Source organism: Novosphingobium chloroacetimidivorans, assembly GCF_014204535.1.
Classification (GTDB): domain Bacteria; phylum Pseudomonadota; class Alphaproteobacteria; order Sphingomonadales; family Sphingomonadaceae; genus Novosphingobium; species Novosphingobium chloroacetimidivorans.
The window spans coordinates 114197-133510 of sequence record NZ_JACHLR010000012.1; the positions used below are offsets into that span (position 1 = coordinate 114197).

Below are 19314 nucleotides of genomic sequence, written 5' to 3' on the forward strand. Positions count from 1 at the left end.
CCTGATCCATAGCCGGACGAGAACCGGTCAGCCCGGTCGCGACACCACGGCGCGCACTTCCCTCGCCAGGTTCAGCGGATCGAACGGCTTCAGGATAACGCCGTCGGCGCCTGTGGCGACATACTCCTCCAGCCCCGCGCGCGAGGCGCGAGCCGTCATGAAGATCGTCTTGGCGCCCGCCAGGTCTTCGCGCCGACGCAAGGCGGCGTGCAGCGCGAAGCCGTCCATCCCCGGCATCATCACGTCGAGCACGATCACGTCCGGCCGCCACGCCTCGCGCGAGAGCAAGTCGAGCGCCTCCTGCCCCGAGGATACCGCGCGCACTTCGATCCCCCCATCGATGCGCAGCGCCATGCTCGCGATGGTACGTATGTCGTCGTCGTCATCGACATAGAGGATGCGCAGATCGGTGCTCATGGTCTCTCCCGCTCCCTGAGAATGCGCTGGACCGTGGCCCGTAGTGTCGGCAGCGTGCTGCGGGACTTCACCAGCACCGCATCGACCGGCCCGCCTGCATCGAGCGGAAAGTCCTGCGCCGAGAACACGATCGTCGGCAGCGGCGTACCATCCGCCTTGACCAGCAAGGGCAGGATATCCAGCCCGGAGCCATCGGGCAGGCCGATGTCGAGGATCACCAGATCGGGCAGCTCGACTTCGAGAATCGCGCGCGCGGAAACCAGGCCATTGGCGCGGATCACCCGCGCTTCGCCAGACAGCGAGGCGGCAACCACTTTCACCAGGTCCTCGTCGTCGTCGATCTGCAGCACGGTCGGGCAGTGCGCGGTGGGACTGCCCAGCGGCGCGGGCGTCGCCACGCTCTCCTCTTGGGGTGTGCACGGCGTGGTTTCGGCTTGGACACATGGGAGCGCGAAGCCGAAGCAGGCGCCGCCGCCGGGCGCGTTCTCGACCCAGATCGTGCCGCCATGGCGATGGATGATCTCGCGGGCGATCGCCAGGCCCAGCCCGGTGCCACCGACCGAGCCGGAGGTCGGCGCCTGCACGAAGCGGTCGAAGATGTGCTCGCGATAGGACGCGGGCACGCCCGGCCCCTCGTCGCAGACCTGGACCAGCGCCCGGTCCTCTTCCAGACTGAGGCGCACGGTCACCGTCGAGTGCTCGGGCGTGTGGCGGACGGCGTTAGACAGCAAGTTGGCGGCGACCTGCAGCAGCCGCTGGCGGTCCGCCTCGACGGCGCAACTGTCCTCTCCGAACTCGGTGCGCAAGGTCACGTTCTTGGCGGCAGCGGTAACCTCGCATTCGATAACCGCTTGGTGGATCACCGCAATGAGGTCCGTAGGCTGCATCTCGAGCGCCATGCGGCCGCTGCCGAACTTCTCCAGATCGAGAATATCGTTGGTAAGGCGGATGAGCCGTCGCGCATTGTTCTCCGCGATCTCGACAAGCTGCTGCGCCGCCTCGGGCAAGTCACCCGCCGCGCCGCCACGCAACAAGCCCAGCGAGCCGACCACGGACGTCAGCGGCGTGCGCAGTTCATGGCTGACGGTGGCGATGAAGTCATCCTTGATCCGCTCGATCTCGCGGCGGTGCGAGATGTCGCGGATGGATGCGACGATGTGCAATCCGTCGGGCACCGGCATCAGCCCGAGCGCGACGTCGACCGGCACCACCCGGCCGTCGCGCGTGCGGGCATGGCGATCGAGGAACAGCGTGCGCTGCAGCTTGCCTCCGGACAGGCCGATGCGCTCGTGGAAGCTGCCGTCACCGTCGGCGATGTCGAGCACCACGGAGACGTCGCGGCGCCTGAGTTCGGCAGGCTCGTATCCGAGGACCGAGCGAGCCGCCGCATTGACGTTCTCGATCGTACCGCTGGGATTGAGGATGACGATCGCATCGCTGGTGCTGTTCAGGATCGCCCGGTTGCGCGCCGAGGCATCCGCTTCGGCGACCATGACGCTCCAGCGTTCCCGGCGCGTTTTCCACATCGCCAGCATGCTGCCCAGCATCGTGGCACTGATCATCGCGATCAGCAGCCAGACGATGCTGCGCGAGCGGTACGTACGATCCCAGTAAGCGGCGCGGCCCAGATCGAGCTGCCGCACATCCTCCGCGATCAGCGCTTCCAGCTGCGCCTCGATCCGGTTCATCAGGACCTGACCTTGGCCGCCGGACACGCGCGCTTGCGCGCTGGCTTGCCCGCGCCGACGCAAGAGGCTCAGCACCTCGTCCATCTCGGCGAACTTGGCAGTGATCAGCCGCCGCATCTCCGCCATGCGCGTGCGATACTCGGAAGTCCCGGCCGAGCGCTGCAACCCGTCGAGTTCGCCGAGGATCTCTGCCCGCGCCGGCTCGTACTTCTGGAGGAAGGAGGGATCGCGGGTGATGACGAAGCCGCGCTGCGCGGTTTCGGCCTTGCGCAGGCTCCCCACCAGCCTGAGCGCGCGCACGTGCCTGCCCGAGACCTGCGTAACCAGATCACCGGTTTGCCGCATGCGGCCATATTCGCCATCAAGCCAGAAGCCGAACGCAATCAGGATAGCGGGCACGAGCACGGCAAGAACCAGGTAGCCGGGCATCAGGGGCGGGTGCGCGGGGTGGGCAAAAGCGGGCGCAGCGTCGGTCGGGGCGGTGGGCGCGGTCATTGCGCGGTCTCCCCCAGCAGCGGCTGCAGGGCGAGCATGGCCTGCATGCGGTTGTGAACGCCGAGCAGGCGGAAGATCGCGGTCAGGTGCGCCTTCACCGTCGCCTCGCTTACGTCGAGGTCTTGCGCGATCTGCTTGTTGGCGCGCCCGTCCGCCAGCGCGAACAGGACCCGGCGACGCGCAGGCGATAGCTTCGCCATGCGCTCACGCACGAGGCCGGCGTCGCCGCAAATTCGCCCCGCGGAAAAGACCGGCTTGCCCGCGACGATCCCGCGCAAGGCTTCGGCCAGGTTGTCGAGCGGCGCGGACTTGCGCAGGAACCCCGCGGCGCCAAGCTCTCGCGCGGTCCTGGCAAGCGCCGGCTCCTCGCGTGCGGTGACGATCACCACCGGCACTTGCGGCAGAGCGAACTGCAGTTGCAGCAAGCCGGAGAAGCCATGCGTGTCGGGCAGCATCAGGTCCAGCAGCGCCAGATCGAATCGGCGCCCTCGCGCCACGAGCGCTTCGGCCTGCGCGATCGTACCGACGCCGCTGATCACGGCGCCGGGTATCGCGTGACGCACCGCAAGGGCCAGTCCCTCACGTGCGAGCGGATGATCGTCCGCGATCAGAATCCTGCGCGTGTCCATTCCCTGTTTTCCGACCCCACGGCGCCGTTGCGCTCTGAGTGCAGCTTCATTCAGGGATGAGTTCGTGTTTCTGGTTCTTCTGTACAGCGTTATTGCTTCCAGAGGCGTGCAGATAAGCGACACGCCGCAGGGCTCGCCAACAATGCAAAACCACGGTCTGTCGATTCAAGACGCGCCTTTTGTCCTCCTGGTAGCGCGCGACCTGTCCCGAACCGCGCAGTTGCGCGAAGAACTGCAGGCCGCGGGATGGCGGGTCGATCGGGCGACCGACGCCGCGGAGGCGCGGAAGATCGCCGCTGCGGAGACGGTGGCGGTGCTGATCGTCGATCTGGCCGACTCACCGGACGATGGCGAGATCGCCGCCGGCACCCTGCGCGGGGTCACCGGTCCCAGCCATGCCGCTCCGATCCTTGCACTTGCCGTGCAGAGCGAACGACAGACTGATCCGAAATCGAGCAGAGTGGATGGCCTGTTGCCAAGCTGCCCGAGCGGCAACGCCATCGTGCGTGCACTCGAGGACTGGCGACCGGTCTCGCTTGAACCGACTCGCCGCATCGTGGCCATGTTCGGTTCAGGTCCGATCGCCGGCATGATGCAGCGGCTGGCGCTCCGGCTCGAAGCCGCGCTTGCCCAACTCGAGCGTGGCACGTTCGACAAGGCCGAAGCGCATCGGCTGGCAGGGCTGTGCGGCACACTGGGCTTTGCCCAGGCGCACGCGGCCTGGCTGGACCTGTCTCTGGGTGAGAAGACGGTACTGACCGAGGCGCGCCGCACCACGCGACTCACGCTGGCCGCGATCGCACGCGGGCTCTAGGCCCGCGAAGACGAACAGCGGCAGCGCGGGAAATCCACTCTAAGTAACATGTATGAAGCCACGAGGATGCTGCGTGCAGCAAACGCCCGGCTGAACGCCGGTGCGTGGCTGCAAAAGGTGCTGCTCCAATGCCGTAACCGCCTGTTAGTTCCCGCCATTTTTTGCGTTGGTTAATTTCGCGTTAGCCCGCGGGCTTAGGTTTCTCTTAAACTTTGAAGCCAAGCATGGTCGTGCGGAGGGGGCAGAGAGGACAACGACATGCCCAAAACTTTAAAGGGCACGGCAAGCAGAGTCGCAATGACCGCTTGTCTTGCAGCAATCGGCACGGCAACTTTTTCATCGCAAGCACAGGCACAGAATATCTGCAGCACTCTACTGGGTGCGACTACCTGTGATGTCACTACCGATACGCTGATCTCGCCGCTGGTTCCGGTGACCGGCGCGCTCAACGTAACGGTGGATGGCACCGCCGACTTGCTCGGCTCAGTGGTCGCCGACGCGACGGGGGCCGTAGATCTCGTTGCCAGTACCGACGTTCTGTCCAGCGCTCCCAACGCACCCGCGCTGTCGTTGACCAGCGACGATGCCATCAACGCGACGGTCCAGAGCCTCACAACCAGCGGCGCCAACGCGACTGCCGCGCTGCTGCGCGCTGGCGCCGGCGTGACGCTCGACGTGCTCGGCCCAGTGACCACGTCGGCCGACGGCGCGGACGGCATCAACGTCCTGTCCGCCTCGCTCGATCTCACCGCCGATGCGGTAGAGACCCTTGGCGCCGATGCGGACGGGCTGGAACTCGTCACGCTCGATGGCCCGATCGCGCTCGATGTCGATCTGGTCGAGACGCAAGGCGCGCTGGCCGACGGCGCGATCCTGAATGCAGTGGGTGCGATCGACCTCGATTTGGGCGTGCTGCGGACCGAAGGCGGCCAGGCGCTCGGGCTCAACCTCTCGACCGATCCCACGGCCTGCGCGGCACTGGGTGCGGGAAGCTGCGACATCAACGGCGTGGTCGGCACGCTGACGACGCAAGGCCCCGGCAGCATCGGCGCCCTGGTCAACGCGGCGGCCGCGACCTCGCTCGAAATTGACCTGCTGCAGACGAACGGCAACGACGCGGCCGGCATCGATCTCACCACCGCACCGGGCGCCTGCCTCGTGATCGGCGCCGGTGCCTGCGGTACCGACTTCACCGTCGGCAACCTGCTGACGCTGGGCGATCGATCGCCCGGCATCCTGGCGACCATCGTCGGCCCGACGACCGCCAATGTCGACCTGCTGGAAACCGATGGCGCGGACTCGCCGGGCATCTCCATCGTCGGCGATCCCACCGCCTGCGTCCTGCTCGGCTCGGGCGCGTGCAACACCGGCGTCAATCTCGGCAACCTGCTCACGACCGGCGATCGGTCGGGCGGCGTGGCTGTCGACGTGCCGGCGCTGATCACCGCCGATCTCGGCTCGATCATCACAGAGGGCGACGATGCACCCGGCATCGTGCTCAACGCCGATCCGCAGGCTTGCGCGACACTGGGCGTGGGATCGTGCGGCGTAGACCTCAATGCCACGCAAGTGACCACCGGCGGCGCCAACTCGCCCGGCATCGGCATCGCCGCGGTCGGTCCGATCTCCCTCGACCTCGGCAGCGTCACCACCAACGGCGTCAACTCGCCCGCGATCGGCATCGCCACCGACCCGACCGTCTGCGCCATCCTCGGCGCAGGGGAATGCACCACCGACATCACCGCCGGCTCGATCACCACCAGCGGCGATGGCTCGCCGGGCCTTGGCGTGCTGGCAAGCGGCCCGCTGACAGTGACGACCGGCCCCGTCTCGACACTAGGCACCGATGCGGACGGCATCACGCTCGTCACCGATCCGACCGCCTGCGTGATCGCCGGCGCCGCCAGCTGCGGCACCACCGGTCTGCTGGGTCCGGTGCGCACCGGGGGTGACGGCTCGACCGGCATCGGCGTCGCGGCGGCGGGTCCGGTCCGGCTCGACACCGGCAGCATCACCACGCTGGGCAACAACGCGCCCGGCCTGGTGGTCGAGACCGACCCGGAGGCCTGCGCCATCATCGGCACCGGCGCCTGCTCGACCACGGTCAACACCGGCTCAGTCGCGACCAGTGGCAATGGCTCGCCGGGCATCGGCATCCTTGCCGGTGGTCCGACGACGGTGACCACGGGGCCGATCACGACGATCGGCGGGCAGTCGCCCGGCCTGACGGTCACCACCGATCCTGCCGCCTGCCTGGCGGTCGGCGCGGCGCTGTGCACCGCCAACATCGTCACCGGTCCGGTCAACACCGGCGGGGTCGACTCTCCGGGCGTGACCGTCGGCGTCACTGGTCCAACCACGATCACCACCGGGCCGATCACCACGGGCGGCGGCAACTCCGATGGCGTGACCGTCACCATCGATCCCTCCGCGTGCCTGGCGCTGGGTCGCACCGACTGCGTGACCACTGTCAACACCGGCCCGATCGACACCGGCGGCCCCGGCTCCGGAGGCGTCGTCATCACCGATCCGGGTAGCGGTCCGGGCGCACCCGGCGGCGGCACAGGCGGACCTGGTGGAGGCACCGGGGGTCCGGGCGGCGGCACGGGCGGCGACACCGTCACCGTGATCACCGGACCGATCAACTCCAACGATGACGGCATCGACATCGATACCGGCTGCACGCAGGTAAACGTAACGGCCACCGGCCCGATCAACTCGCGCAACGGCACCGGCATCGAAGTCGCCAGCGCTTGCGGCGTCACCGTCACCACCCTCGACGGCGCCCCCGTCCAGGGTGCGACCGGCGGCATCGACGTGACTTCGGGCACCGGCTCGACGATCACCATCGGCGACCTGGTCCAGGCGGGCAACGGCCTGGCGGTGCAGGTCAACGGCGCAGCCACCACCGTCACCAACCAGGCCACCGGTGAAGTCGTCGGACGCGTCGACCTGACCGATGCCAACGACGTGTTCAACAATGCCGGCAGCTTCCGCCCGGTCGGCAACAGCAGCTTCGGCGGCGGCACCGACGTGCTGAACAACTCGGGCTCGATCGTCATCAACCCGGGTGCCCCGGCTGCTCCGGCGGCGGTGGCTTTCACCGGGCTGGAGACGCTCAACAACTCCGGCCTGATCGACATGCGCAACGGCCGGGTGGGTGACAGCCTGACCGTGCCGGGCGCCTTCACCGGCTCGGGCGCAAGCACGCTGGGCGTCGATGTCGGCGCCATCACCGCCGATCGCCTCGTCGTCGGCGGCGCGGCGACGGGCTCGACCGCGGTGCTGGTCAACGGCCTCAACGGCGGCTTCGTCAACGGCGCGGTCGTGGTCGATGCGGGCGCCGGAACCGGGGCTAACGCCTTCACCCTGGGCAACGGCGGCACGGTGGGCATCGTCGACTACTCGCTGGTCTACAACGCGGGCACCAACGACTTCGCGGTCTTCGGCCTGCCCAACCAGTCGGCAGTCTCGCCGCTGCTGCTGGTCGATGGCGCCCGCCAGATCACCTATCGGTCGAGCGACGCGGTCGCCGCCCACCTCGACGGGGTGCGCACCGGCAAGGCGTTCTGGATGGATGCCTATGGCCTGGTCGACAAGCGCCGGCAGAGCTACGCCACCACGGCCTTCGGCCAGCCGGTCGGCTACTCGCTCGACAGCAAGCAGGACTTCTTCGGCGTCCAGGCCGGTGTCGACCTGCTCGGGACCGAGACGGGAACGGTAGCCGGCGTGACTGGCGGCTACGCCAGCAGCCAGCTCAACATCACGGCGGGCGCCGGCCGAGTGCGGTACGACAGCTTCAACGTCGGCCTCTATGGTCGCGCCGCTGTCGGCCCGCTGCGGATCGAAGGTCTCGCCAAGTACGAGAACGTCAGGGCGCGCTACCGGGACGTGCTCGCCGGGCTGGGTGACAAAAGCAAGGCCGACGGCTTCGGCGGCTACGTGAAGGTCTCCGGCGCATTCGGGTCGGACCGCTTCACGGTCTCGCCTTTCGCCTCGCTCGACTACTCGGACCTCGATTGGAAGGGCCTCGACCTCGGCGTCGCCACGGCGGACTTCGACACCGCCAAGGGCCTGCGCGGCAAGGCGGGGGCGCGGGTCGATGCGCTCGTCTCCGACGGGCCGAGCAAGATCCGCGTCTACGCTTCGGGCGCCTATGTGCACGAGTTCAAGGGACGTGACCGGATGACGCTTGCCAGTACCGACGCAGGAGGCGGCTTCAGCTTCGCCTACCGCCTGCCCGCGGTGCCCGACTACGGCCAGGCCAAGATCGGCATCGCCATCGACCAGGGCGAGCGCGTCAGCGGATTCATCGAGGCACAGGGCGACTTCAGCAGCTCGTACAAGGGTGGCGGCGCCCGAGCGGGGCTGTCCTTGCGGTTCTGAACCGCGCCTTCAGGGGAGGACGGCCCGGCCGCCCTCCCCTTTTTCTTGTCACGGAAAGGTTTCGCACGTGGACATGAAGTGGTCCCCCAGGGCAGATCACCAGAGCGAGCCCAGCATCGGGCAGCGCCCGTTCACGGCATCTGTCGGCACCTGGCTCGATATGCGCGCCTGTGCCCAGGCGGTCGAGCAGGCCTTGCGCGAACTGCCCGCAGGCGAGCGGCTGGGGCTGCTGCTGCTCGAAGTCTGGGGCCTGAGCGAACAGCTCGACGCGCTGGTGAGCGAGCGCGGCGACGCGGCGGGCCACCGGGCGATGATCGCGCTCGGCGTCGGGCCGCCCCCGGACACGCGCATCGCCCGCGTCGGCCGCGGCACGCTGGCGCTGATCTTCCCCCATCTCGACGGTATCGTCCACGGCGAGCGCCTTGCCGAGGCAGTGGCGACCGGGCCGCTGCTGATCTTCGCCGGTGCCGGCATTCCGGTCCCGCTCGACATGCGCGCCGGGCTCGCCATCGCGCCAGACCATGGCACCACGTTCGAGACGCTGCTCGCCCGCGCCGAACTGGCAGTGATCGAACTGCGCAGCAAGCAGACCAGCAGCTTCGCCACCTATCGCTCGGACGTGCAGGCCCGCGCCATCCGCCGCGCCCGGCTGCGCCAGGATTTGGAGCGCGCCGAGCAGGAGGGCCAGTTCGAACTGTTCTACCAGCCGCAGGTGGACCTCGCGAGCGGGCGCGTCGTCGGCGCCGAGGCGCTGATGCGCTGGCATCATCCGACGCAGGGCCTGCTGGCGCCCGGCGACTTCCTCGCGCGGCTGGAGCAGATGTCGCAGGCCCGCCGCGTCGACACCTGGGTGCTGGAAACCGCCGCCTCGCAGGCTGCCGCCTGGAACGGCCCGAAGCCGGGCGTGCGGGTGGCGATCAACATCTTCCCCGACCGGCTCGGCGACCGGCTGGTCGCGGATGTCGAGCGCGTGCTGGGCGAACACGGCCTTGCACCCGAGGCCCTGGAGATTGAGATCCCCGAACGCCATGCCCTCGACGACATCGACAGCGCCGCGCGCACGGTGAAGTCGCTGCGGCGGCTGGGCGTGTCGGTGGCGCTCGACGATTTCGGCACCGGCTTCGCCTCGCTCACTGCGATCAGCGCGCTGGATGTGAACCGCCTGAAGATCGACCGCAGCTTCGTCGCCGACATGCTGTCGAACGGCAAGAGCGTGGCGATCATCTCGACCCTGATCGAGTTGGGGCGGCGCATTGACCTGTCGATCCTGGCGGAAGGCATCGAAACCGCCGAACAGCGCGACGTGCTGCAAGCGTTCGGCTGCAACGAGGGCCAGGGCTACCTCTTCGGCAAGCCGATGCCCCCCGAGCAGCTGTGGCCGGTCTGCGCGGCAATGAGGCGCGCGGGGTAAAGGAGGACACTGTCCTCCCCGGCACGGGGAGGGGGACCATCCGCAGGATGGTGGAGGGGAATCTCGGCACCGCCGGATCTTGCCGGCAAGCACGGGTGAGGACGCGAGTCCCCTCCACCCCTCGCTGCGCGAGCGGTCCCCCTCCCCGGCACGGGGAGGTCAAGCTGCTCTCAGATCCTCCCCTGCAAGGGGAGGTGGCAGTCCGCAGGACTGACGGAGGGGTGTCACCGCTGGTGGAGTGCTCTACCGAGAGGGTTACACCCCTCCACCACCAGCTACGCTGGCGGTCCCCCTCCCCTTGCAGGGGAGGATCTGCACCGCCGCATTCTTTCTCCGCATCAAGCCGCCTGCTTGTGCCGCTCCACCGCTTCCAGCTTGAGCATGTCCGCCATCTTGAACGCCAGCTCGATCGACTGCGCGCCGTTCAAGCGCGGGTCGCAATGCGTGTGGTAGCGGTCCGCCAGGATCTCGTCGGTGATGGCGATGGCGCCGCCGGTGCACTCGGTCACGTCCTGGCCGGTCATCTCGATGTGGATGCCGCCGGCATGCGTGCCCTCGGCACGATGGACGGCGAAGAAGCCGCTCACTTCGGCGAGGATGCGGTCGAACGGGCGGGTCTTGAGGCCGCTGTCGGTCTTGATGACGTTGCCGTGCATCGGGTCGCACGACCACACCACCGGGTGCCCCTCGGCCTTCACCGCGCGCACCAGCTTGGGCAGGCCCGCTTCGACCTTGTCGTGACCGAACCGCGTGATCAGCGTCATGCGCCCAGGCTCGCGACCCGGATTCAGAGTGTCGAGCATCCGCAGCAGCGCGTCGGGCTCAAGGCTAGGTCCGCACTTCATGCCGATCGGATTGCCCACGCCGCGCAGGAACTCGACATGCGCCGAGCCTTCGAAGCGCGTGCGATCACCGATCCACAGCATGTGCGCCGAGCAGTCGTACCAGTCGCCGGTCAGCGAATCGCGGCGGGTCAGCGCCTGCTCGTACTGCAGCAGCAGCGCCTCGTGGCTGGTGTAGAAGCTGGTGCCCTGCAGCTGCGGCACGGTCTGCGGGTCGACGCCGCAGGCGGCCATGAAGTCCAGCGCTTCGCTGATCTTGTCGGCCATCTGAGCGAACTTGGTGCCCCAGGGGCTGCGGCCGATGTGCTCCATCGTCCACTGGTGCACCTGGCGCAAGTTGGCATAGCCGCCGCTGGCGAAGGCGCGCAGCAGATTGAGCGTCGCGGCCGACTGCGTGTAGGCGCGCAGCATGCGATCGGGATCGTTGGTGCGGGTGCGGCCATCGAACTCGACGCCGTTGATGATGTCGCCCAGGTAGCTGGGCAGTTCCTCGCCGCCAATCGTCTCGGTCGGGGCCGAGCGCGGCTTGGCGAACTGGCCGGCGATGCGGCCGACCTTCACCACCGGCTGCTTGCCCGCGAAGGTCAGCACGACAGCCATCTGCAGCAGCACCCGGAACGTGTCGCGAATGTTGTCCGGGTGGAACTCGGCGAAGCTCTCCGCGCAGTCACCGCCCTGGAGCAGGAAACCGCGACCGGCCGCGACTTCGGCCAGGTCCTTTTTCAACTCGCGCGCTTCGCCGGCGAACACCAGCGGCGGGAACTTGGCAAGCGTGGCCTCGACCTCGCCCAGCTTCTCCGCATCGCCATAGGAAGGCAGGTGCCGCGCTTCGTGCGCCTTCCAGCCTTCCGGTGTCCAATTGCTCGCCACGTCACGTACTCCTGGGCGCAGCGGGGCCGCGCAATGCTAACTTGTGAAATACAAGGGCGGCCACATACGCGTTGCGCGCAAGGATTGCAAAGCGCGGGTTGCCACTCAGAGTGATCGGATGCGCTGGCCTACTTGCGCACCGCCACCTTGGCGCTCTTTTCCGGCACGACCTCCAGCCGCCACGAGGCATCTTTGCCAAGGTACTTGGCGGCGAGCGCCTGCATCTGTGCCGGCGTGGTCACCGTGTAGTCGGTCATCACCGAGCGCAGCGAATTGAGGCGCGAGGCGTCGGTCGTCGCCCCTTCCAGCTGCTGCATGAAGAAGGACGAGCTGCTGGCCGCACGGGTGATCTGCTGGCGCAGCGGCTCTATCACGCGGGCGAGTTCGTCGGCGGTCGGCGGGTTGGTGATCAGGTCCTGCGCGATCTGGTCGGCGGTCTGGAAGAACACCGGTACCGCCTTGGGATCGACTTGCGCCATGGCCGTGATCGAGCCACCGGCCTTGAGGTCCACCGGCCAGGTCGAGAACACGTAGGGCGCGTAGGATGCCCCCAGCTTCTCGCGCAGCGCATCCAGCAGGCGGTTGGTGAACAGCTGCGTCAGGATTTCCAACTGGCGCGATTCGGGCACGCCGACCGAGCCGCCACCCGTGGGCCACGAGATCACCGCTGCCGCCTGGTCCGGGTCGCCGTGGTGGCGCAGGACGATCGGCATGTCGGAAGGCTTGGGCACCGTGATCTCGGCCGTGCCGGCGGAAACCGGCGCCGGGTCGCGCGGCTTGAGGGCGCCGAAGGTCTTCTGCAGCGCCGCGACCGTCGTCGCTGGATCGAAGTCGCCGAAGATCTGCACTTCCACCGGACCGCTTGCCAGGGCCCGCTCCCACACCTTGCGGAAGCCATCGGCCGTTGTCTTGTCGATCTCGTCCGGCGTGGGCGTCTCGAACCGAGGGTCCTGCCCGCGCTGGTAGAACTGCAGGTCGCGGTTGAGCACGCCCTGGGGCGAGGTGGAGAAGGTGTCGTACTGGATCTTCGCCGCGGCCTTGGCCCGCTCGAACGGCTGCTTGTCCCAGCGCGGCAGATCGAGCTTGGCGGCGAACAGATAGAGCTGGTCGGCAAGGTCGGCGGGGCGCGTCTCTGCCGTCATCTCGAATGCGGCATCCTGCACGTCGAAGTCGAAGCCCATCTTGCGGCCCGTGGAGATACGGTCGAGATCGTCCTGGCCCAGCGTCGCCAGGCCGGAGCTGACCAACGCCGTCTCACCGAGCGAGATATAAGGCGCGTCCTTGGGTGCGATCTCGCGATAGCCGCCGCCGAAGCGCACCTTCACGGTGACGCGACCGGGCTCTTCCTGAACCGGCCAGAGCAGCGCCTTGACGCCGTTGGCGAAGGCGATCTGCTGGATGCCGAGCAGCCCGGTGCTCTGCGACTGGGTGACCTGGCCGGGCTTGCCGATCGCGGGCAGCTTGTCGAACGAGACGGGCGCGGTGTTGGCCGCCTGGCGCACCTGCTCGTCAGGCTTGACCGGCTCGGCCAGCGCCTGGCGCAGTGCGCCATCAGTGGCGGTGCCTTGCTTCTGCGTGATGAACAGGCCGCGCGTCACCGTGCCGGCGAACAGCTGCTGCGTGTGCTTGAGCACCGCGGCCGGCGTGAACAGCGGCTTGGACTCGCGGAAGATGCGCAGCACCGCTTCGGGCGAGGCGACCGTCTCGCGGATGTCGAGCGCATTGACCAGATCGTCGGCCAGCTTGCCGCCGGGCAGCAGGCGGCGCTGCTCGACCGGCACCTGGAAGGCGACGTCCAGCTCGGCCAGTTCGCGGTCGATCTCGGCCTGCGTGGGCTGACGCACCAGCGCATCGGCGATGACGGCGCGCACGTCGCGCAGCGCAGCCTTCCAGTCGTCGCCCAGCGGGGTCACCGACACGAAGGTCGCGTCGGCGGAGCGCGCGACGTCCTGCTGGTTGACTTGCGCGGTGAGGAAGCTGCCGCCCAGCCGCGCCTTGGCCTCCAGCCGGCGGTTGATGATCGCCTGGGCCAGCGCGTCCGTCATCAGGCCCTGGTTGTAGACGATCGTGTCGTTCACCTGCCGCCACGGCCGCAGGATCGCGTAGTTGATGCCGGCCGGCAGGTCCGGCTCGACCAGCACCTTGGTTTCACCGAGCGGAGCCATGTCGGGCGCACTCTTGGAGGCTCCCTTGGGCGCGACCGGATCGCCGAAGCTGGGCGCCGGCACGGCCTTGCCGGGCGGGTTCCAGCCGGCGAACCACTTCTTCACGTATGCTTCGAGCTGCGCCGGTTCGGCATCGCCGGCGACGATCACGACGACGTTCTGCGGGCGGTACCACCGCTTGTAGAACGCGCGCACGCTTTCCTGCGTGGCGTCCTGCAGCGACTTCACCGTGCCGATCGGCGAGCGGTCCGCGAGCGGCTGGCCATGGTAGAACGCCTCCTGCATGGCATCCTGCACCCGCTTGGCGGCGCCGCCGCGCTCGCGCATCTCGGCCATGACGATCGGCACGTCGGCCTTGAGGTTGTCCGCGCTCAGCGTCGGCGCTGTGACCATGCCCGAGAGCAGCTTCATCGTCTCGTCGAGCGAGGTGGGCGTCGCGTTGGGCAGATCGAGCTTGAACACGGTCTGCGTGTTGCTCGTCTCGGCATTGGTGTCCGTGCCGAACGAGGCGCCCAGGCGCTGGAACGTGGCGATCGCCGCGCCGCTCTCGATGTACTTGGACTGGCGGAAGACCATGTGCTCGAGCAAGTGGGCGTAGCCCCGCTCGCTGTCCGTTTCGTAGAGCGAGCCGGCATCGACGCGGATGCGGATCGAAACCTGCCCCGGCGGCACCCCGTTCTTGCGCACGGCATAGCGCAAGCCGTTGGCCAGTTCGCCGAAGTTCCACTCCAGGTCGGGCGGCACGTCGCTGCCCTTGTAAAGCCACGGCACCTTGCTCGCGCTGCCCGGCGCGACGGTGCCTTGGACCGGCTTGGCCGCGACCGGCGCCTGCTGCTGGGCAAGAACAGGAGAAAGCGTCGAAGTGGAGAGGAGGAGAAGACAGGCGAGCGAGCGGACGGCGCGCGAAGAGATGTGCATGGAGCAAGGTATAGGGAGTGACTCGCTGAAGGGCCAGTGAATAGGGCGCGAAGGTGTCCTTGCGGTCAGGCGGGGCAAGTGAACTGGCTTTGATCCTCCAACTCTCGTCATCCCGACCTTGAGCCGGGATCCCGCTTTCTCCTCTCGCTCGAAAAAGACAGCGGGGCCCCGGGTCAAGCCCGGGGCGACGGGATGTTTGCAGGTGAGCCCGATACCGCACCTTGACCCTGCAACCGCTTCGCCTACATCGCCAGCATGTACATCGAAACAGAAGCGACGCCCAATCCGTCCACGCTCAAGTTCCTGCCGGGTCGGCAAGTGATGAGCGCCGGCACGCGTGAGTTCACCTCGCCCGAGGCGGCCGAGGCGTCGCCGCTGGCGCAGATGCTGTTCGACCTGGGTGACGTGACCGGCGTGTTCTTCGGGCATGACTTCGTTTCGGTCACCGCGGCGCCCGGCGTGGAGTGGGCCTCGCTCAAGCCGCAGGTCGCCTCGGTGCTGCTCGACCACTTCGTGTCGCAGGCGCCGCTGTTCACGGCCGGCACCGCCTCCTTCTCCGTACCCGGCGACGAGGACGACCTGCTCGACGGACAGGCCGACGATCCCGCCGATGCCGACGTCGTCGCGCAGATCAAGGACCTGATCGAAACCCGCGTTCGCCCCGCCGTCGCCAACGATGGCGGCGACATCATCTATCGCGGCTTTCGCGAAGGCGTCGTGTTCCTGACGATGCAGGGCGCCTGCTCGGGCTGCCCCTCCTCGTCGGCCACGCTCAAGCACGGCATCGAAGGCCTGCTGAAGCACTATGTCCCGGAAGTGACCGAAGTGCGCGCCGCCTGAGGGTTCGCTAAACCTTGGGCACGAGGACGGGCTTCCGCACGCTGGTCATCGACACCGCCACCGAGGCTTGCTCGGTCGCGCTGTTCGATGGCGAGAACTGCGCGGCGGGCGACTGGCGCCTGCTAGGTCGCGGCCATGCCGAGAACCTGGTGCCGATGATCGCCACCCTGCCCGAGCGCGGGCGCGCCGACCGGATCGCGGTCGCGCTGGGGCCCGGCAGCTTCACCGGCGTGCGCGTCGGCATCGCCGCGGCGCGGGCGCTGGGCCTCGCCTGGGGCGCCAGGGTCACGGGCTATGCCACGCCGGCCCTCGTCGCGGCCATGGCGCGCGCGCAGGAAGGCGCCCGTCCCCTCACCGTCGCGATGACCGGCGGCCACGGCGAATGGTTCGTCGCTCGCTACGATGCCGCCGGCGAGGAGGTCGCGGCGGTCGCGTCGCTGCGCCCCGAAGCGGCCGCCGCCAGCCCGGACACGCTCGTCGCCGGCAACCAGGCGGCAGCGCTCGTGCAGGCCCGCGGCAGCGGCCGCGCCGTGGAGCTCTGGCCCGACGCACGCGCCTTCGCCCTGCTGCGCGCGCACGACCTCATAGATGACGCCGCGCCGATCTACGGCCGTCCGCCCGACGCCAAGGTCGCGGCCCGATGACTCCGCGCGACGACGTCGACCAGATCATGACGATCATGGCCGCCGCCTTCGACCCGGCGTACGGCGAGGCCTGGACCCGCCGCCAGGTCGAAGACGCGTTACTTATGGGCAACTGTCACGCCTACCTTGCGGCGCCTGATGGAGCGCCGGTCAGCGAGCACGAGCGCGCGGTGGGTTTTTCGCTGTCCCGCACCGGCTTCGAAGAAGAGGAACTGCTGCTGTTCGGCGTGATCCCAGAGTATCGTAACTGCGGCGTCGGCAAGGCGATCCTCTCAGCCTTGCGCGCGGCGGCCCATTCGCGCGGAGCACGACGCCTTTTACTGGAAATGCGCCGCGGCAATCCTGCAGAACGGCTTTACCGCACGATTGGTTTCTCGGTCATTGGCGAAAGGCGCGATTATTACCGAACTCCTGTTGGCACGCGCATCGATGCGATTACGTTTGCGTGTGAAATCACGTAAATTCTTAAGCGATGTTGTGTCAGACACGATAAGACACGGCTTCTAGACTTGCAGCGCCTGAATAGTGTTGTCATTGTCGTCGAAGTGGTCCAATGGCGGCGCATCGAGCCTACGCGCTTGTGTAGTCCCAAAACGAACGGTCGCACCTAGAGGTTGAAATGCAGAACATCGAAAACGACATGAGCGAAACCTTGATTACGCTGACTTCGGACATCGTGGCCGCCCATGTCAGCAACAACAACGTTCCCCTGGACGATCTGCCCTCGCTGATCACCAACGTCTATGGCGCACTCGCGGGCCTGGGCGGCGTGGAGCCGGTGCAAGAGGAAAAGCCTGAGCCCGCCGTTTCGGTGCGCGCCTCGGTAAAGCCAGACTACATCGTCTGTCTGGAAGACGGCAAGAAGCTCAAAATGCTCAAGCGCCACTTGATGACGCACTACAACATGACGCCGGATGAGTATCGCCAGCGCTGGAATCTTCCCGCCGACTATCCAATGGTCGCGCCCAACTATGCCGAGAAGCGTCGCGAACTGGCCAAGAAGATCGGTCTGGGCCGCAAGCCCAACGCCCGTCGTGGCCGTCGCGCCAAGGCTGCTCCGGCCGTGACCGCGTAAAGGCAGGTCCGCCCGGCCGGCGGACTCGAGACCTTCGCCAGGAGTTGTGATCGCGGCGGCGTCGTCCTAGATAGGTCGGCGCCGCCGCATCGCGTTTGCTGCGATCCTCAGGAGACGACGTGCACCAGCCTATCGATATCGAAGCTCTCTGCGCCCAGCGCGGTCTGCGCATTACCGAACAGCGCCGCGTGATCGCGCGTGTCCTGTCCGAGAGCACCGACCATCCCGACGTCGAGAAGCTGCACGAGCGCGCGGCGTTGATCGATCCCCGGATCTCGATCGCCACCGTCTATCGCACCGTCCGCCTCTTCGAAGAGGCCGGCATCCTCGACCGGCACGACTTCGGCGACGGTCGCGCCCGCTACGAAGCCGCGCCCGAGGCGCACCATGACCACATGATCGATGTCGAGACCGGCAACGTGATCGAGTTCGTCGATCCCGAGTTGGAATCGCTGCAACGCCAGATCGCCGAGCGCCTCGGCTTCCGCCTGGTCGACCACCGCATGGAACTGTTCGGCGTCAAGCTCGACCGCGAGGGTGGCGAGCGCTGACATGAGAGCTCGCATAGGCGTGGCCGGCGGGCTGCGCCTGGCCGCGCGCGGCTTGGCGCTGGTCGGCTGGCTGGCGCTGTGCCTGACGCTCTACGGCCTGCGCGCGCCGCTGCCCGGCCGCAACCGAGTGCCGCGGCTGTTCCTGGGCGGCACGCTGCGCATTGTCGGCGCGCGATCGCGCTTCGTGGGCGAACAAGCCCCCTCGCCATGCTTCCTGGTCGCCAACCACGCGAGCTGGATCGACATCCTGGCCCTCGCCGGCGCGACCGGCACCGCATTCGTCGCGCACGATGGCCTGGCCGGCAATCCCGGACTGCGCTTCCTGTGCCGCCTGAACCGCACCGTCTTCATTGCCCGCGGCGAGCGCGGCACGGTGGGCGCCCAGGTCGAGCAGGTGCAGGAGGGCCTGCGGGAGAGCGGCGTGCTCACCCTCTTCCCGGAAGGCACGACCGACGACGGTGTCACCCTGCTGCCGTTCAAGTCCTCGCTGCTCGCGGCGGTGGATGGCGGGGACGAGCGTGTCGCCATCCAGCCGGTGTGGATCGACTACGGTCCGCAGGCCCGCGATATCGCATGGTACGGAGAGGAGAGCGGCCTCGCCAACTTCACCCGCATCCTGGCGCGGCGCTGCCCGGTGGACGTGACGCTGCACCTGCTGTCACCACTCGGGCCCGAAGCCCGCCGGGACCGCAAGACCATCGCCGCCGCCGCTCGCGATGCGATCGAGGATAGCGCTTTAAGGACTCGGACGTAGTTCGCTGCGCTGGACCTGCAGAGGCGCTAAAGCCATTGAAGACGAACTGGGTCCGATAACTCGATAAAGCCGCCCATCCACCTCGTCATGCCGAACTTGTTTCAGCATCCAACGCGCGGTCACCCTCTGACCTTGCCGATCGATGGGCGAGTGCGGTTTACGGAGCAGAGTTTCGGGCAATCGGCCTGGTCGACCATGAAGCAAGTTCAGGGTGACGCCTGCTTCTGGTGGCAACCCACCCCTTCACTCGTCACCCCGGGCTTGACCCGGGGTCCCGCTCCACTTTGCCATCATTGCAGAAACAGCGGGGCCCCGGATCAAGTCCGGGGCGACGGCAGGTTCTGGTACATTATAGACCGACCGCTGCGGGGTTGAGTTGGCGTAAGCTGCTCTTCTTGAGAGCTACGGGTTGGCAGCTACGCGCTTCATCCCGTCATTAATGCCTGCGCCTTTGTCTGAAAGTTGAGACGCTCTGGGAGGGGGCAATTTATGCCTCAAACTGGCGTAGTGGACTGAAAGCAAGAGAACGGCACTGTGCCATGCACCGGGCTGTGGCAAACCGAAAGGTGGCGGATTCCGGTATGAACGGTCAGAACACGAAAAGGAAACCAACGGCCACCGAACCTTGGGCGATTGATAAACTCCAACATGATTTTGAGAAGATCATTCGGACGTCCTATGAAGAAGGGAACAGCTTAACCAAGGGCAGATCGAGCGCTAAGAGTCCGTTTGAGAATGGATCAGGCGCTGGCGTGACGGCTGTAGATGAGGGTGCGGTTTGTCGCGAAAGGCGGGAGGATGGCCGTATCGCGCCA

General features: G+C 67.5%; 15 protein-coding genes. 10 read left to right on the forward strand and 5 right to left on the reverse strand.

Annotated features, from left to right (window positions below):
- Positions 1 to 27: 27 nt before the first annotated feature.
- The 3 genes from HNO88_RS14295 to HNO88_RS14305 are packed head-to-tail and all read right to left on the reverse strand — an operon-like array spanning position 28 to position 3229.
- Positions 28 to 417: a response regulator gene (locus HNO88_RS14295; RefSeq protein WP_184246727.1), complete on the reverse strand. Its 390-nt coding sequence runs from the start codon at positions 415 to 417 to the stop codon at positions 28 to 30.
- Positions 414 to 2600, reverse strand: coding sequence for an ATP-binding protein (locus tag HNO88_RS14300; protein WP_184246729.1), 2187 nt, complete (start codon positions 2598 to 2600; stop codon positions 414 to 416). Before HNO88_RS14300 ends, HNO88_RS14295 begins: the two co-directional genes overlap by 4 nt.
- Positions 2597 to 3229 (reverse strand): response regulator transcription factor, encoded by a 633-nt coding sequence (locus HNO88_RS14305; protein ID WP_184246732.1) that lies wholly within the window; start codon positions 3227 to 3229, stop codon positions 2597 to 2599. Before HNO88_RS14305 ends, HNO88_RS14300 begins: the two co-directional genes overlap by 4 nt.
- 64 nt (positions 3230 to 3293) lie before the next feature.
- On the opposite strand from HNO88_RS14305, the gene HNO88_RS14310 reads away from it, so the two are divergent.
- The 3 genes from HNO88_RS14310 (at position 3294) to HNO88_RS14320 (ending at position 9840) form a co-directional block, all read left to right on the forward strand.
- A complete protein-coding gene (locus tag HNO88_RS14310) occupies positions 3294 to 4043 on the forward strand; it encodes a hypothetical protein (RefSeq protein ID WP_184246735.1) in 750 nt (249 codons plus the stop codon).
- Between the two features lie 297 nt (positions 4044 to 4340).
- Positions 4341 to 8429: a beta strand repeat-containing protein gene (locus HNO88_RS14315; protein WP_184246739.1), complete on the forward strand. Its 4089-nt coding sequence runs from the start codon at positions 4341 to 4343 to the stop codon at positions 8427 to 8429.
- Between the two features lie 73 nt (positions 8430 to 8502).
- On the forward strand, positions 8503 to 9840 hold the full coding sequence (locus tag HNO88_RS14320) for a putative bifunctional diguanylate cyclase/phosphodiesterase (protein ID WP_184246742.1): 1338 nt from the start codon (positions 8503 to 8505) through the stop codon (positions 9838 to 9840).
- A gap of 338 nt (positions 9841 to 10178) precedes the next feature.
- On the opposite strand, the gene HNO88_RS14325 is transcribed toward HNO88_RS14320, so the two are convergent.
- Together HNO88_RS14325 and HNO88_RS14330 are read right to left on the reverse strand one after the other, a co-directional pair.
- Entirely contained in the window at positions 10179 to 11552 is a 1374-nt protein-coding gene (locus HNO88_RS14325) for a class II 3-deoxy-7-phosphoheptulonate synthase (RefSeq protein ID WP_184246746.1), read from the reverse strand.
- Between the two features lie 128 nt (positions 11553 to 11680).
- Entirely contained in the window at positions 11681 to 14635 is a 2955-nt protein-coding gene (locus tag HNO88_RS14330) for a M16 family metallopeptidase (protein ID WP_184246749.1), read from the reverse strand.
- A 255-nt stretch (positions 14636 to 14890) separates the two neighbouring features.
- Between HNO88_RS14330 and HNO88_RS14335 the strand changes: the two genes are divergently transcribed.
- From HNO88_RS14335 to HNO88_RS22050, 7 genes are all read left to right on the forward strand, one after another.
- Positions 14891 to 15475, forward strand: coding sequence for a NifU family protein (locus HNO88_RS14335; protein WP_184246751.1), 585 nt, complete (start codon positions 14891 to 14893; stop codon positions 15473 to 15475).
- Between the two features lie 14 nt (positions 15476 to 15489).
- Positions 15490 to 16119, forward strand: a complete 630-nt coding sequence (gene tsaB / locus HNO88_RS14340) for a tRNA (adenosine(37)-N6)-threonylcarbamoyltransferase complex dimerization subunit type 1 TsaB (RefSeq protein WP_184246755.1) — start codon at positions 15490 to 15492, stop codon at positions 16117 to 16119.
- Positions 16116 to 16580, forward strand: coding sequence for a GNAT family N-acetyltransferase (locus HNO88_RS14345; protein ID WP_184246758.1), 465 nt, complete (start codon positions 16116 to 16118; stop codon positions 16578 to 16580). Before tsaB ends, HNO88_RS14345 begins: the two co-directional genes overlap by 4 nt.
- Before the next feature lie 158 nt (positions 16581 to 16738).
- On the forward strand, positions 16739 to 17194 hold the full coding sequence (locus HNO88_RS14350; RefSeq protein WP_184246761.1) for a Ros/MucR family transcriptional regulator: 456 nt from the start codon (positions 16739 to 16741) through the stop codon (positions 17192 to 17194).
- Positions 17195 to 17313: 119 nt separating this feature from the next.
- Complete coding sequence (locus tag HNO88_RS14355) at positions 17314 to 17745, forward strand: Fur family transcriptional regulator (RefSeq protein ID WP_184246763.1); 432 nt, start codon at positions 17314 to 17316, stop codon at positions 17743 to 17745.
- A 1-nt stretch (position 17746) separates the two neighbouring features.
- Positions 17747 to 18499: a lysophospholipid acyltransferase family protein gene (locus HNO88_RS14360; RefSeq protein WP_184246767.1), complete on the forward strand. Its 753-nt coding sequence runs from the start codon at positions 17747 to 17749 to the stop codon at positions 18497 to 18499.
- Positions 18500 to 19080: 581 nt separating this feature from the next.
- Positions 19081 to 19314 (forward strand): hypothetical protein (locus HNO88_RS22050; RefSeq protein ID WP_221420023.1); only part of this gene is annotated, 234 nt, incomplete at its 3' end.